Raw genomic sequence first — 14667 nt, 5'->3', positions numbered from 1 at the left:
GGACGGCCACCCGGCGATCACCGCTGCCCGCACCCCGAAGAAACACCCGCAACCCGCCCGACACCCGTGATCAATATTCACGCGGTGGATCGAGGGTCAGACCATGGTCCGGCTCGCCGCACCAGATCGCCTGCCTCGCAAGCCAGTTCAACGCCGTCGCCCGAAGATGCCAGTTGTCGGCATGTTCCGCACATCGTTGGCCGAACCTCAAGAGCCGGGCCGCATCCCGATGCGCGTAGGCGTCGAAGGCACTGGCTCCCATCACGATGGCCAATCGGCCAACTTCGGTGAAGAGTTCGGCTTCGATAGCCGGAGCGTAGTCAGCCTCAAGGAGGCCCCTGGCCCAGTTCAGTTGCCCGATCAGGGAACTGCGGACGATGCCTCCGCCTCCGTACAGGTTGTCCCATTTAGCAAGAACGGATGAGGCGGATCGCACCTGCTCGATGTCCTCGGGGCGGACAACGTCGGGAAGAGGCGGTTGGTCGAGCGCTGGGACCAGATCGGCGAACGAGTCAGGTGCAACAGCGGCGAGGCCGCCAAAGGCGAGCAATGCGCGGCGCTCCACGGGTGACAGGCTCCCATCCAAAAGTGTGCGCGGGTCCGCCTCAAGCATGCCCGTGGCCGCTACAGCAGAGTCGTCCGCATCGACTGCAGGGCGCGGCTTGTCCGCATCAGCACGGCGCTTGTCCGCTTCCTCTTCCACGAGCCGCCAGAGCCGAACCAAGGCTCCGCCGGCCTCAAGGGCGTCGTCCAACTGCCTCGCCAATGCCGCGTCACACGATCGCTCGTTCTTCTCGATGCGCTCGATCGTGGTACCGCTGACGTGCACCATCAGCCCTAACGCCTTGGAAGACAAGGCTCTGACGTTCCGCCAGTTCCTGAGTTCCTTACCCCACCAGGCACGCACCGACCTGGTCTCGTCCAGAGGTCTCGGCTTCTGCGGCACGGCTTCTCCCTTCGAAGCCCTGATGCGGACAACATCGCTGGCTCTCAGCTGTCCGCATCATCGTTCAGCATCGGGAACTTTCAGGGCCTATCTGCGGTCCTACCCACTCTGAATAGCGCACCCTGCGGCGCCGGTTCAGGTGTTCCGTCAGAACCAGTAGCGAGGAGGCGCGGCAGCGGAGCCCTCCACATGAGCTCCGGCCCGGAACCCACGCTCCTGGGTCCCGGGCCGGCGCAATAGCAGCGCAGATCAGCGCCGCTCCAGGCGGCTGCCGACGCGCACCGCCGAAGCGAACGTGGCCCACGCCGCATGCGTGAACGTGAGGGTCGCCCGCTCGGCGCACTTCGAGTCACGCACGTGGATGGTGCCCTGCTGTACGGCGCACTCCACACACTCGTTGCTGGGCGAGCCGCTGTACGTGCTCTTGAACCATGCGGGCTGGGGCTTCTCGACCACGTGTTCTTCCTCGCTACTTCCGGTCTCGCAGATGCGTCTTGCTAGCCTCGGCGATCAGTTCCGCCGAGGAGTGTGTATCCAGCGCCTCTTGGCGCAGGTAGGCGAAGCCCTTGGTGTACTCCTCCACAGCTGGTGCCTCCTCCAGGAACAGCGAACCGACCTGGTTCTCAAGGAAGACGACATCCAAGGAGGGGTCAGGTCCAGCGAACCCTCCGAAGATGATGAAGCTGTTGAGCGCTGCGGTGTACGCGCCCTTGCTGAACGGCAACACCTGGATGCTCACGTTCGGCTCCTGGCCACGGGCCAACAGGTGGTCCAATTGGGCAGACATGACATCAGGGCTGCCCACCCGGCGCCGCAGCACCCCTTCGTCCAGGATCACGTGGTAGGTGGGCGGAGCCGGCCGGTCGAGGATCCGCTGTCGCTGCATACGCATCGCCAGATACTCCTGGAGCTCTTCTCCTGGGAGGGCTTTCTCCGGCGTCGCTTGGATCGCTTGCGCGTACTCCATTGTCTGAAGAAGGCCAGGGACCACGCCCACTGTGTGGTGGCTGATGGAGGAAGCCTCGTTCTCAAGACCAAGGAGCATTCGCATCTGGTCCGTCAATTTTCCGGCGAAGGGTACCCACCACGCTTCAGTCGCTTTGCTGTTCTTCGCCAGCTCCACCAGGGCTTCTCGCTCAACATCCGGGGCTCCGTAAACCCGACACAGCTGATCGACCTGATTCCAGCGCACATTGCCCTTGGCGCGCTCGTAGCGGCTGACCGTTGCCTTGGAAACGCCTGCCCGCTCGCCAGCTTCCTCAGCTGACAGCCCCGCGGCTTCCCTCAAGGCCAGTAGACGAAGACCGAGCTGCCGCCGTCGCGTTGTCGGTCCCGCGTCGTCGGCAAGCTCGTTCGTAGTGGCCGGCGTCGTCGGCCCTGTCGTCATGACGATGCTCCCTTGAACGAGTACTGCCAGTCTCCCCGCTGGCTCGTAGCCGCCACAAGGAAGTTACACGGCGGAACAAGCCTCGCGTTACGGCCATGCATATGCCCGGAACGCTCATGCGGACACTTTCTCTGTGAGCGTTACATGGCGAGAGATCCGGAGTCATACTCCAACTCGATCGCAGCCGACGGCAGTTCGAGCGCGACCCTGAGCGATCTTGAGCGATGCATCACGACCCCACGACAAGGACTTCCGTGATGGCCCGAACCCTGATCAAACCCACAGCGGTACAACGTGGCGAATCTTGGCTTCGCCCCACTAGCGCGAGTCGACGCTGTCGGATCGCGACACAGGCCACTCGGCCCAGAGCCGGCTGGCCCGCGGTGCGACAGCAGATCCGGTCACGCGTCCGTCGACGAGGTCGTGGCACTCATGCACTCGCCCATAAGCCCGCAACCGGACGAGTACGAATTCCAGCTCACCCTGGTCAAGGAGCACGGCGGGTTCGTCGCGCTCCTGACGCCCGACACCGCGAAAGGGTAGTCGTGAAGCCGGGGGCTAGCGCCGGGCGGCCCGTCCGCATCGGTCTACACAACGGTGACGCAGCGGAACCCGGTGTCGTTGTCCTTCATCGAGACGCTGGCCGCGTTCTCCAGCGCTGGCGCGGCGCGGTCGAAGGGGCTGCTGAACGCGGACCCCTTCAGCTGGTACCGGTCCGGCCCGTCGGTTCCCGGTGTGGAGCACCACTCCCACACGTTGCCGCACAGGTCGAAGATCCCGTAGGGACTGACGCCGGACTGGTAGCGGGCGACGGGCGTAGTGCCGCCGATGCCCGACTCTGCGGTGTTGCACTTCGCGGCGGTGGGCTCCTCGCCCCACGGGTAGGCGTGCCCCTTCGGGCCACGAGCGGCTTTCTCCCACTGTTCGACGGTGGGCAGCGCCTTGCCCGCCCAGCGGGCGTATGCCGTGGCGTCATGCCACGTCACCCAGACCACAGGGTGATCGTGCAGGCCGCTGGGGCAGCGCCCGCCGGGCCAGTGCTGCGGCGGCTGATGTTCGGTGGCGCGGACGAACTGTTCGTAGTCGCCGTTGCTCGTGGGGTAGACGTCGATGCGGTAGGTGTCCACCCAGATCGATGTGTCGTTGGGGCCGGACAGGTAGATGCCCTCCTCAACGAGCATCATGACCTTGCCGTCGACCGGGTGCCGTATGGTTCGCGGGTCACGACGCAGCAGTTCCTCGGTGCGTTCGTCGTGCCCGACGGCGGCCTGCTCGGTGAGGGACTGAGCGAACCGCCACTGGGCATCGGGGGACGCCGTAGCGAGCAGGGTGTCCAGTGCGGCCTGGTTGCCTGGGAAGGGCTTGATCGAGGCGCCCCGGTTTTCCCAGTTCACGAGCTGTCGGCTGCTGATGCCGACCTTGTTGGCGAAGTCCGTGCCCTTCATGCGCAGCGCTTCACGCAGCAGAGCGACTTCCCGGCCCGTCCATCGTGTGATCCCCGTCGCCACGCTGGCCCCCGGCGTCTAGAGGGTCTCGCCGGGGATGGAGAGGTACGCCTCGCGGAGCATGTCCAGCACGGGGTGCTCCGTCGGCAGGTCCTTGTCGTCGATCGCCGACAAGGAACGGACACCGATGCTGGTGTTCGTCGCGAAGACTGCGCCCATGCGCTTGGCCTGGTCGAGGGTGACGGGGGCGGTGCGGTGCTCGACGCCGTTGGCGTGCTTTTGGAGGAGCGCCATGGTCACGCCGGGCAGCACGGGCGCCTGCGGCCACACCACGGTTCCGTTGCCGTCGATGAAACCGACGTTCCAGGTGCCGCCCTCGGAAACGAGATTGTCAGGACCGACGAACAGTGCGTCGCCGAAGCCTGCGAGCTGCGCCGTGCGACGGGCATGCAGCGCGCCGAAGAGGCCGCAATGCTTCACCTCGGGCAGGTCGCGATCGTACGGAACGCTCATGGCGCGAAGCGGCTCTGGGGGCAGGGCACCGGCACCGCGCACGGACACCATGATGTGCGGATCGTTGGCGTCGGCGGGGTGCCCCAGCTCGACCTTCGGGTCATAGATCGTGACGCGGACAACGCAGGGGCCGCTCTGTCCTTCCAAGCCCTGGCGGACGTACGCGCGGACGAGGTCGGCGTCCACGCTCGTGCCCCACACGATCTTGCTGTCTCGCACGAGGCGCTCCATGTGCAGCGTCAGGCCCCGGATGCTGCCGTCTGCATCGACACGCATGGACGTGAAGTGGCCGACGTTGGTCAGGGCCAGGGGCAGCAAGTCGTCTGCGGATACGGGCTTTCCATCGAGAGTCACCATGCCGCCCAGCATGTCAGGACCGTGCCCTCTGGCGGCACCCCAAACCTAGTTACTGACGGGTCAACTTCACAAAGAGTTCCTTCCCTCTTCCTTACAGCACGGTGTTCGCTGGTCACCGTGCGAACACGTCTGGTGATCGACGAGACGAGGCGTGCCGTGCGCCGCAAGGGCGCCAGATACAGCACGCTCCCCCACACCGCCCGCTCGGGAGGCCACCGATGAGCCCCGCCACAGCCGTCGCGTTAGCCGCGCCAAAGGCGCCGCCGCAGACGCCGCACGCCGTCGATGTGGCCTTCGCCTCCGACCCGGCCTTCGTCAGCCGCGCACGCCGGATCACCCGCGCCCTGTTGGGTCTGTGGAACGTGAACGGCGAGCTTGCCGAGAACATCGTGTTCGCCGTCTCCGAGTTGGTCAGCAACGCCGTCGAGCATGGGACAGGGGACGTGCGACTTCGGCTCCGGTACCACGACGGCGAACTCCGTATCGAGGTCACTGACGGCAACCCGACTCCAGCCGAACTGTGCCTCGCGGGTGACGACGACGAGTCGGGCCGCGGCCTGTTTCTCGTCGCCGTCCTGGCCCGGACGTGGGGCGTCAGCAAAGACGGCAAGACGACGTGGTGCATCTTCGGCATTCCTGAGGGGAGGGCCTGATGGCTGCGGTCCCGCCAGGGTGCAGATCTGGCGTCGTCTCGCTCTCCCCATGGCAGCGTCTGGCTGCCCCTGATCGGCTGCGAGCGGACGGGTTGCGCCCGCTCCCTGCCCTTTACGCCGCTCACCGGCCCATCGGAGATCCGCTCCCTGTGTCTGCCCACTCGCCCAACCAGAATCAGCCGCCTGTTGTGCTGGCTGCCACCGATGTTGATCGGGGACCGATCTTTCCCGACCAAGAGATGATGGGGCCGCCTGCGCTGCCGTCGTCCGAGGAATGCGGGCCAGTCCGCCCCCAGAGGTGGGAGCAGAGGTGGCCGATTGCGTCAGGCACCGCGCGGCTAGCCCGCTGGCACGCTCAGACCCGGCTGACGATGGCGGCTTGGGCCGGGGATCGCACCGTCGCTCTTCGTGTCGTGACAGAGCTGGTGCAGAACTCCGTGGATCACGTCGGCGAGGGCGAGGTCCTGCTCGTCCTCTTCCTGGACGAGCAGGAAGACCTGGTCGTCCAGGTGGCGGACCAGGAAACAGAGTTCACCGCTTTTGAACACGCCATTGCCGCTCCGAAGCAAACGGGCCTCGGCCTGGTGCGCGCGCTCGGAGGCGAGATCGCTCTGGAGGCTCCGCCGGCGGGATTCCGTAAGAGCGTCTGCGTCCTGCTGCGCCCCTCTCCGTTTGATACGCCCAGCGCACCGTCCCTTCCGGTGCCTTGTCCCTGTTCAGTTGCGACTCTTGAGGATCCCCATGTCTGACCGTGTGTCCCCCACTCGCCCGGTCACGCACCGCCGCCCTGGACGGCCCCGTCAGCCGATGGACCGCTATGTGCTGGAGCAGGTCCGGGCGGCGGTCGCAGCCCCGCTGGGGCTCGTTCTGTGTGTGCTCGGCGGTGCCGTCATCCTCTGGCAGATCTTTCACGCCTCGGCAGGGCCGCTTCTGGCTGCGTTAGCGGGAGGGCTGCTGGGGGCTGCCGGGCTCGGGGCTGTGCGGGCACAGGCGGCGTCCTTGGCTGTTGAACGGGCGCATAAGGCGCAGTTGCAGCGGGTCACCGAAGGGGTGTCCGCAGTGGAGAAGTTGGTGGTGTGGACGGCGGAGGAGTTGTGCCGGGGCGGCACGCCGGCGCTGCCCGAGAGCCTTCCGCCGCTGGAAGGAGCGGGCCCGGCGGATGAGGTGGTGGCGCTGCTGAGTGAGGTTCAGGTGCAGGCTGTTGCCGCCTTGACCCGCGTGCGCGACGAATCCAAGTCGGCAGTGCTGCTGTCGATGCTGCACCAGTTCTCCAAGCGTGAGCACGCGCTGATCGACCGTGCGTTGGCGATGCTTGATCATCTGCAGGACCTGACCGACGACCCCGACCAGCTGCACACGATCTACAAGCTTGATCACCTGGTGACGAGGATGCGGCGCTGGGTGGAGAGCAAGGCCGTTGTCGCCGGCCAGTCGCTGCGCAGTGCCCGGGAGCCGGTGAATGTGGTGCAGGTGCTGCGGGGTGCGAACCAGGAGATCATGCACTACGCGCGGGTGACCGTGGCCGCTGGCACGGTGGGCGTGGAGCTCGGTCTTCCCCGGCATGTGGGGCCGGACTTGACACACCTGCTGGCCGAACTCGTCGAAAACGCGACGCAGTTCTCCGATCCGGCGTCCAAGGTGCAGGTGCGGGCCCAGCGGGTGGCGACGGGGCTGGCGATCGAGGTCGAGGACCGCGTCGCCATCCCGATGCGGCCGAACGACCGGCAGCGGTGGAACCGTCTGCTGGCTGACCCCGATCAAGTCGACGTAAGTGCGGAGGTCAGTGCGGGACGGCTCGGCCTGCTGACCGCCGCGTTGATCGCCCGCAACTACGGCATGTCTGTCGAGTTGCAGGAGAACCCGACCGGGGGGACGACCGCCTTGGTCGTCGTCCCGAACCGGCTCCTGGTGGCGGTGGCGGCGCCCATTGACGTCGCTGCTTCTCCTCCTCCGCCCGTTGCTCCACCGGCGGCAACGCCCGCGCATTCTGCGCTGCCACCGCGGAGCGGTGGAGGGCAGCCCGCTCCCACCGGTGCTCGGTCGGCGTCGGCCGCTGGGGCCGGGCAGGCGGCCGGAGCGCCCCCGCTGCCCCAGCGCGTGGTGAGCGAGTCACCGGAGCTGCCCGGACCGTCCCGGCCCAAGCCTGCGGCTACGGGGCCGCGTTACGGCCTGGCAGGTGCGTTCCAGAGCGGCATCAAGGCCGCTCGCGCGCAGGACCGCGCCGCCCCAGATGCCCGGCCGGACGCCTCCGGTCCGCCTGTGCCGCCGAGCGCGCACCCGTAGTCCCCCCACCCATGGCTGGCCCCGATACCGCAGGCCGGTCCGTAATCGGCAGGAGCGATTCCCAATGACCTACGACACGACCCAGATGGAAGGCGGCGGCGTGACGGTTGCCGCGTCCGGGCCGGACGCCCGCAAGCAGATGGCCGGGCTGCTGACGGACTTCGTCGCGAATGTGCCCGGTGTCACGCACGCGCTGTTGATCTCGCGTGACGGGCTGAAGCTGGTGGACAGCGCGATCCACAAGGACTGGGCCGACACCTGGGCGGCGACGCTGGGCTCTCTGGCGTCCCTGGCCGAGGCCATCCCGGGTCCGACGGGCGGCAGGGAGGCGCTGAAGCTGGCGGTGGTGGAACGCGAGGACGCACTGATCTTCGCGTCGATCGCCGGGACCAGCGCCATCTTCCCGAACCAGCCAGGCAACACGCTGGGCACGGTCGACACCGTGCTCGCCGTGATCGCCGAGCCTGACGCCAACGCGGGAACGGTGGGATACGAGATGGGCCTGTTGGTGGACCGCTTCGGCCCGTACATGGTCGAGCCCGTGCGCAGTGCCTGATGACCGGGCCCGGTCAGAACACCCCGCCCTCCACCGGAACGGACCCGGCGTTCGTACGGCCCTACCTCGTCACCCGGGGCCGTACCCACGCCCGCCACTGGCTCAGCCCGGAGACCGTGCTGGAGGCCGGGGACGGCAGAGCGGGCCCGGGACTGTCCGAGGGCGAGTACCAGCAGATCATGCTGCTGTGCCGGCAGCGGCGCCGGTCGGTGGCCGAACTGGCGGGCACCATCCGCCTTCCGCTGACCGCGACCCGCGTCCTGATCTCGGACCTCGTCGACGCCCGTGTCCTGGTGCTGCCCGTCACCACCCCCTACACGCCCACCGACTCCCCGACGGGGAACCGCCCGACCCGACAGCTCCTGGAGGCACTCCATGCCGGTCTCACACGCTTGCCCCACAAGAAACCCGCCTGACTCGGCCGCCGCCTCCCACACCGGTGCTGCCGTGCTGAAGATCCTCGTCGCAGGGGGATTCGGCGTCGGCAAGACCACCACCGTGCGCGCGATCAGCGAGATCGAGCCGGTCTCCACCGAGGAGTACCTGACCCAGGCCAGCACCACCACCGACAGCCTGGACGGGGTGGAGACGAAAGGCACCACCACAGTGGCGTTCGACTTCGGCCGCGTCACCTTCGACGTGCCGATGCCGATCGAACTCATGCTGTTCGGCACGCCCGGCCAGGAGCGGTTCAGGGACCTCTGGAACGACCTCGCCCGCGGAGCCGTGGGCGCAGTAGTGCTGGCCGACACCCGCCGCCTGGACACCAGCTTCGACGCCGTCACCTTCTGCGAACGCGCCAAGCTGCCGTTCGTCGTGGCCGTCAACGAGTTCGAGGACGCCCACCGCTACCCCCTCGACGACATCCGCCGAGCCTTCGCCCTGGCCCCCCACATTCCCTTCGTGACCTTCGACGCCCGGGTACCTGCGGCAGTCGTGAAAGTCCTGCTCTGCCTTGTCGACCACGCCCTGGACCAAATCCCCGCCGATCACACCCCTCTGGACGTCTGATGACACAGCACACGCACACCCCCCATCCGCCCGCACTCGTCCGCCGCAGGCCCGGTTTACAGTCCGTCCCCACCCAGCAGGATCTGATCGTCCCGAAACCCGGCACGATCACCTTGGGTCAGGAGACCGTCAGCCGGGCCCAGGCTCAGGAGGCAGCCGAGCACCAGGCCCGCGTGGAACTGATCCAGCGCCTGGGCGTGCCCACCGGGCCGGATGACCTGATGGACCAGTTCGCGGACCACCTCGCCGAGAAGACGGGCATGCTCTACGGCTTCGTCAACATCTTCCTCGGCGTGCAGACATTCGTCGGCCTGCACAACCCCTCCCCGGACAGCGGTCACCTGATCCTGGGGCGCTCCATGAGCCGCGATCACGGCTGGTGCCCCGCCGTCGTCAAACGCAAGAGGGCGCTGCCTCTGCCCGATGTCCACGCCTCACCCCGTTTCTCCGGCAATGCCGTGGTCGACGCGGTGGGCATCCGCTCCTACTTCGGCGCCCCGCTGATCCACGCCGAGACCGGGATCACGCTGGGCACCGTGTGCACCATCGACCCCGAAGCCCGCCCCCGCACCGACGCACGACGCCTCCTCAGTGTCATCAAGGACGAGGGAGCCGAGGTCCTGCACGCCCTCACATCAGGCGCTGCCGCGCGCTGAGCTCCTCCTCGCCGCCCCCACCCGGCACCCCCACGACCGGGGGCCCGGCCGCACCCCGCCTTGCGACCCCACACAGGGAGAGGGAGACGACCATGCCCACCACCCCGCCCCCCGAACTCGCCCCCTACCTCACCCCCGACCACCACCGGCTGTGGCACGAGGCCGACGCTTTCACCGCCGAGTACCTTGCCCCCCGCGTACGGACGATGGAGGCCGCCCCGTACAAGGTCGAGCGCAAGGCAGCCCAACTCATGGCCGAGCGGGGCTGGTTCGGCGTCACGATCCCCACGCAGTACGGCGGGATGGCAGCCGGACACGTCGCCAAGACGGTGCTCATCCATCGCACCGGTGTCGTCTCGGCCGCCGTGGCGGCCATCCTCCAGGCCAGCCTGATCCCGAACGGCGCGGTGCAGCACTGGGGCACGGCCGAGCAGAAGGCGCAGTGGCTGCCGCAGGCAGCAGCGGGGAAGGTGCTGCTGTCGATCGCAGTCACCGAGCCGAAGAGGGGCGGGCACATCGGGGGGATCGAGACCACCGCCGACCGGGACGGCGATGGGTGGGTGATCACCGGCAGCAAGGCTCACATCGGCAACTCCCACCTCGCCGGCCTTCATGTGGTCATCGCCCGCACCGCGCCGCCCGGCGTCTCTGCCTCCCAGGCCCTGACCGCGTTCCTGGTCGAGCACGACCGCAAGGGGCTGACCGTGCGGCCACACAGGCCGGGCCTGGGCCTGCACGGCTTCACCGTCGGCCGACTGGACCTCGACCGTGTCCGCATACCCGCGGCCAACGTCCTCGGGGACGTCGGCCAGGGCCTGTTCGTCGCGCAGAGCGCAAGCATCCTCTACGGCCGGGCCAACCTCGCCGCGGTCAGCCTCGGCATCCACGAAGCCCTCGTCGAGATGACCGCCCGGTGGCTGTCCCACCGCGAACGCTACGACGGGCAGCTGTCCGACCTTCCCGTCCTGCGAGACCGGCTCGGCGGCATGCAAAACCGCCTCCAACTCGCGCGGAATGCCGCCTACCAGGCCGTTCACCTCCTCGACCTGGGCGTGCCCTGTGATGCCCAGCTGATCGGCGCGAAGAACGCCGGTCACGAGCTCGCCGCCGACTCCATGCGGGACGCGATGGAACTGCACAGCGCGTACGGCCTGGACGGTGACTACTCACTCCAACGCCTCTACCGCGACCTGCCGTACGGCTACGCGCCTGCCGGGACCGGCGAGTTCCAGCGCATCCACCTCGCCAAAACCGCCCTCGGCGAGATGGACATCGAGTGGTCCCAGCGGCTTGCCGCCGAACTCTCCTGGACCAGCCCCGACCCGACCCCGGCATGAACTCCCGTGCGCGGCAACCCCGCTGACATCCACTGCCGCGCACGGGTTCCACTCCCGGTCGCCGGGCCGTCACCTCACTCCCCGGCCCGGCGACCGGGGCCACACCCACATTGATCCCGAAAGCAGCTTGCGATGCCTCCCGTTGTTGTCCGCAGTGAAGTGCCGGACGCCGGTTCGGACCACTCGCCGGCGTCGGATCTGCGAGATCCGCATGATGCGTCGGCCGTCGTGCCCCGGACCGTCGGTGATCCGGGACCCGGCGGCCGGCTCCCGCTCTCCCGTCCCTGTGCCCGCCGTGCGTGGGGTGCTGCCGGTACAGGGACGGGGCCCCAAGCACAACAGCGCACACCTCCCGCACCTCAACCACTGAAACCCGCAGGAATCATCGTGAACACCTCAACACCTGACCCGACTCCACCCCGCCCCCCGGTCGACGACTCGGCTAAAGACGCTGCCGACCCCGCACGCCTGCAGGAACGCGCCCCTGAGCGCGCAGCGGGTGAGAGCACGGCTGCGCCTCCTCCCGGCCAGGACGGCCGGAGCCTCGCTTCTCAGCCGGACGTCCGGTCACGGTGTGAGCGCGACCGCGCGGTGATGCGACAACGGCTGGCGGACCCGTCCCTCCTCGACGCGGCCGTGGAAGTACAACTGCGCCATCCCGATCCCACCGCGACCTGCCTCGCGGTGCCGTTGGGCGGCGATCGCGTGGCCGGTCAGGTCACCGTGAAGGGCTGGAGCCAGGCGCTGGACGTCCTGTTCGCCCTGGAGGGCAAGCCGGGCTTCGCAAACCTGCGGGACAGCACGTCGGCAGGCAGCGCGATCGACGCGTCACGCATCATCCGCTGGGGCCTGAACACCCTCCTTGAGGAACCCCGGCACCAGGCCCAGATGTTCGGCTACCACGCGGCCGGCGTACAGGCGTATACGGCGGAGCAAAACCGCGAGGACGCCCGCATCCCGGTCACGGAGATGCCCGACCTGCCCCACAGTCCCACGGTGGCCCGCATCCAGCGCGTCCTCCTGGGAGGAACCAAGGACGGCTACCTAGCCGACCGCCACTTCGTCGCCTCCCTGTCCGAAGACGACGCGCACACACTGTCCACGGCCGCGGTCATCAACCGGCTGCATTTACCGAATGTGGTCGCCCGCCTCGCTGAGCGGGGCATCGACCAGTTCCTCGACCTGGGCTGCGGACTCCTACCTGACTTCGGCACACCCGTCGAGGAGTTGTGGGGGTGGAGCCTGGCCGACGTCGTGGCTCGTCATCGGGAGACGGCCCGCGTCCTCTACGCCGACCACGACCGGACGCTGCTCGGCGCCTTCCGTATGGGCCCCGACGAGCACCCCCTTGGGCCGGAGTGGGTTCAGGGCGACATCCAGTACATGGAACAGTTCCTCACCTCGGGGCGGGTGCAGCATGTGCTCGACTTCGGCCGCCCGATCGGCGTGCTGCTGCACGACGTCCTGCCCTGGATCAGCGGCGACGACACCGTGCGCGCGGCCATGGAAACCCTGCGCGACCACCTTCCACCCGGCAGCGCCCTGTCCCTCACGCACGCCACGGATCTCGGCGACAACCCCATGACGCGGTTCAGCAAGGTGTTCCGCAAGGCCGAGATCGACTTCACACCGCGTGACGCCCCCTTCATCGACGGCCCGGTCGGTGACTGGCCCCTGGAACCACCCGGACTCGTCCCGCCGCACCGCTGGCACTCCGCCCACCCCCACGCCGCGCTCGACCCCCAGGCGGCAGGCGCACTCGCTGGCCTCGCCTTCAAACCGGCACCCATCGAGAAGGAACCGCAGCCCACGACGCGCCCCCGCCCAGCGGCCTCGGAGGACTCATGACGTCCCCCCCTTCACCTCACCTGAAGTCGCACTCAAAGAAGCCCCGGCAGCCGTTGCGCCGGCCGCCCAGGAAGTACGTCACCAAGCCCGCAGCCCTCGCGCAGTCACCAGGGACGCAACAGGCAACACCGCAGAACGGAACGCGCATGGCCAAGAAGAGCAGCAAGAACGTGGACGCCGCCAAGGCACGGCGAGACCGCGACTCACGAGAGGCCGGTGCACACACTCCACGGGAGAGGCAACAGGTGGTGTCCCAGCCTCAGCACAAGAGGGGTGTGCGCGAGGGCCGCTGGTTCGGGCAGGACCCGGACTAGCCGCCAGCCCGCCCTGTGCTCGTGCCCACTTCCGGGGCGCGGGGCGGTTCGCGATCCAGCTCCGTCTCCCGTCCCTGTGCGAGTCGCACGCGGGGCTCTGCGGCACAGGGACGGGTGATCCCGCAAAACCAACACCCCTTCGATGGAGATCCACGTGACCAGCGGCGGACACTATGCCCCTCGCATCTTGATAAGCCCCGGCCGCCGGGGCAGGCCGGGGCAGCGCACAGCGGCCGGCACCGTCCCGCAGTGGCGGCACCACCTGAAGCAGCTGCCCGCTTACGATCCGGGCGCACATCTGACCGCCCACGATCGTGAGTTGTACCGCGCCGCAGTTGCCAAGGCACGCGACGCCGGCGGCACCCTCCAGGGAATCGCGGCCTTCCTGGGCCGCTCCTACTCGTTCGTGCGCACGCTCCTCGACGAAGCAGGCATGCTCACCACGCTCGGGGCCGACAACAACGTGGAGGCAACGTTGCGGGCCCAGGTCGCGGACGGCACCTACCGGGTGGACGACGTGCTCCCTCCGAGAGCAGAGCTGTGTGCGGAGTTCGGCGTCACCCGAGGCGCGGTGGACCGTGCCATCGGCCGGCTGGCCGCACAGGGCATCATGCTCAGCGTCGAAGGCCGTGGAACGGTGGTGATCGATCCCGAAGCACCCCCCACCGGGCCCCTTCTGAGAGTGCGTATGCCATCGGGGCAGTGGGAGAGCTGGACCGTACGGGCCCAGCCCAGCGTCCAGCGCATCCGGGACGCCGTCATCGACCGGGTGCTGGATGGCACTTACCCCGAAGGCACCGAAATCCCGGGTTCAAGACAACTCGCCGAGGAGTTCGGCGTCATCCACCCCACGGTCGACAGAGCCCTCGCCCCGCTCAAGCAGTCCGGGCTCCTCATCACGCGCCAGGCCAGCGGAACCTTCGTGCATCGCAAGGCACGTAGCCGACTGCAGAGCGCCCGGACACCGCCCCCAGGCGCCATGGCTCAGGCGGCTTCGCCAGGCATGGCCGTCTGGGAACAAGCTCCGGGGCCCGACCGGGCCCCGGTATCCCGCACCATCCATCACCCACAGGGAGGCATGCATGACCGCCATCCAGGCCGAGAGGCCGACCACGCCCGCGCACGCGGACCTCGTGAAGGCCGATGACGACCCGTTCGGGCTCGACATCACCTTCATCGAGGGCACACCGGCGACCGAGACGGTCCTGATGTGCAGCACGGGCGACACCTGCGGCAGCTCCTGCCCCAGCGCCTGCACCACCTCGTAAGCCGGGCCACCCCGGAAGCGGGGGGGGGGCGGGGGGGGCCCCCACCCGGCCCCCCCCCCCCCCCCCACCCCCACAAAGAGTGGTGGCGGGAGG

Annotated in this window: 17 protein-coding genes; 12 read left to right on the top strand and 5 right to left on the bottom strand. The window is 68.4% G+C overall.

The genetic code is table 11. The features are described from left to right. Positions 1-70 precede the first annotated feature (70 nt). The 5 genes from AB0N07_RS46550 to AB0N07_RS46530 form a co-directional block, all read right to left on the bottom strand. Positions 71-946, bottom strand: coding sequence for a helix-turn-helix domain-containing protein (locus AB0N07_RS46550; protein ID WP_365846312.1), 876 nt, complete (start codon positions 944-946; stop codon positions 71-73). A 249-nt stretch (positions 947-1195) separates the two neighbouring features. Further along, entirely contained in the window at positions 1196-1402 is a 207-nt protein-coding gene (locus AB0N07_RS46545) for a DUF397 domain-containing protein (RefSeq protein WP_365846310.1), read from the bottom strand. A 13-nt stretch (positions 1403-1415) separates the two neighbouring features. Beyond that, positions 1416-2333: a helix-turn-helix transcriptional regulator gene (locus AB0N07_RS46540; protein ID WP_365846308.1), complete on the bottom strand. Its 918-nt coding sequence runs from the start codon at positions 2331-2333 to the stop codon at positions 1416-1418. A gap of 587 nt (positions 2334-2920) precedes the next feature. After that, a complete protein-coding gene (locus AB0N07_RS46535; protein WP_365846306.1) occupies positions 2921-3841 on the bottom strand; it encodes an SUMF1/EgtB/PvdO family nonheme iron enzyme in 921 nt (306 codons plus the stop codon). Between the two features lie 15 nt (positions 3842-3856). Next, on the bottom strand, positions 3857-4660 hold the full coding sequence (locus AB0N07_RS46530) for an aminotransferase class IV family protein (protein WP_365846304.1): 804 nt from the start codon (positions 4658-4660) through the stop codon (positions 3857-3859). Positions 4661-4866: 206 nt separating this feature from the next. On the opposite strand from AB0N07_RS46530, the gene AB0N07_RS46525 reads away from it, so the two are divergent. The 12 genes from AB0N07_RS46525 to AB0N07_RS46470 all read left to right on the top strand — a co-directional run bounded on the left by AB0N07_RS46525 (position 4867) and on the right by AB0N07_RS46470 (position 14574). Continuing rightward, positions 4867-5301: an ATP-binding protein gene (locus tag AB0N07_RS46525; RefSeq protein ID WP_365846302.1), complete on the top strand. Its 435-nt coding sequence runs from the start codon at positions 4867-4869 to the stop codon at positions 5299-5301. Between the two features lie 413 nt (positions 5302-5714). Next, positions 5715-6050 carry an ATP-binding protein gene (locus AB0N07_RS46520; protein WP_365846300.1) on the top strand — a complete coding sequence of 112 codons (336 nt, stop codon included), beginning with the start codon at positions 5715-5717 and terminating at the stop codon, positions 6048-6050. A 58-nt stretch (positions 6051-6108) separates the two neighbouring features. Next, complete coding sequence (locus AB0N07_RS46515) at positions 6109-7584, top strand: ATP-binding protein (protein ID WP_365846298.1); 1476 nt, start codon at positions 6109-6111, stop codon at positions 7582-7584. A gap of 64 nt (positions 7585-7648) precedes the next feature. Next, entirely contained in the window at positions 7649-8140 is a 492-nt protein-coding gene (locus tag AB0N07_RS46510) for a roadblock/LC7 domain-containing protein (RefSeq protein WP_356119980.1), read from the top strand. Continuing rightward, positions 8140-8556: a DUF742 domain-containing protein gene (locus AB0N07_RS46505; RefSeq protein ID WP_365846296.1), complete on the top strand. Its 417-nt coding sequence runs from the start codon at positions 8140-8142 to the stop codon at positions 8554-8556. Before AB0N07_RS46510 ends, AB0N07_RS46505 begins: the two co-directional genes overlap by 1 nt. Positions 8557-8587: 31 nt before the next feature. Continuing rightward, positions 8588-9151, top strand: coding sequence for an ATP/GTP-binding protein (locus AB0N07_RS46500; protein ID WP_365846294.1), 564 nt, complete (start codon positions 8588-8590; stop codon positions 9149-9151). Next, complete coding sequence (locus AB0N07_RS46495; RefSeq protein ID WP_365846292.1) at positions 9151-9807, top strand: GAF domain-containing protein; 657 nt, start codon at positions 9151-9153, stop codon at positions 9805-9807. Before AB0N07_RS46500 ends, AB0N07_RS46495 begins: the two co-directional genes overlap by 1 nt. 92 nt (positions 9808-9899) lie before the next feature. Further along, positions 9900-11144 carry an acyl-CoA dehydrogenase family protein gene (locus AB0N07_RS46490; protein ID WP_365846291.1) on the top strand — a complete coding sequence of 415 codons (1245 nt, stop codon included), beginning with the start codon at positions 9900-9902 and terminating at the stop codon, positions 11142-11144. Positions 11145-11738: 594 nt separating this feature from the next. After that, a complete protein-coding gene (locus AB0N07_RS46485) occupies positions 11739-12992 on the top strand; it encodes a DUF6302 family protein (protein ID WP_365846289.1) in 1254 nt (417 codons plus the stop codon). 146 nt (positions 12993-13138) lie between these two features. Then, the gene (locus AB0N07_RS46480) at positions 13139-13306 is read left to right on the top strand and encodes a hypothetical protein (protein ID WP_365846287.1); all 168 of its coding nucleotides are present in this window, start codon (positions 13139-13141) and stop codon (positions 13304-13306) included. A 154-nt stretch (positions 13307-13460) separates the two neighbouring features. After that, a complete protein-coding gene (locus AB0N07_RS46475; RefSeq protein ID WP_365846285.1) occupies positions 13461-14453 on the top strand; it encodes a GntR family transcriptional regulator in 993 nt (330 codons plus the stop codon). Continuing rightward, a complete protein-coding gene (locus tag AB0N07_RS46470) occupies positions 14440-14574 on the top strand; it encodes an FxLD family lanthipeptide (RefSeq protein WP_365846283.1) in 135 nt (44 codons plus the stop codon). Before AB0N07_RS46475 ends, AB0N07_RS46470 begins: the two co-directional genes overlap by 14 nt. Positions 14575-14667: the final 93 nt, after the last annotated feature.

This window comes from Streptomyces sp. NPDC051172 (assembly GCF_040682555.1).
GTDB lineage: Bacteria > Actinomycetota > Actinomycetes > Streptomycetales > Streptomycetaceae > Streptomyces.
This window is presented reverse-complemented; position numbering and strand designations above follow the sequence as displayed.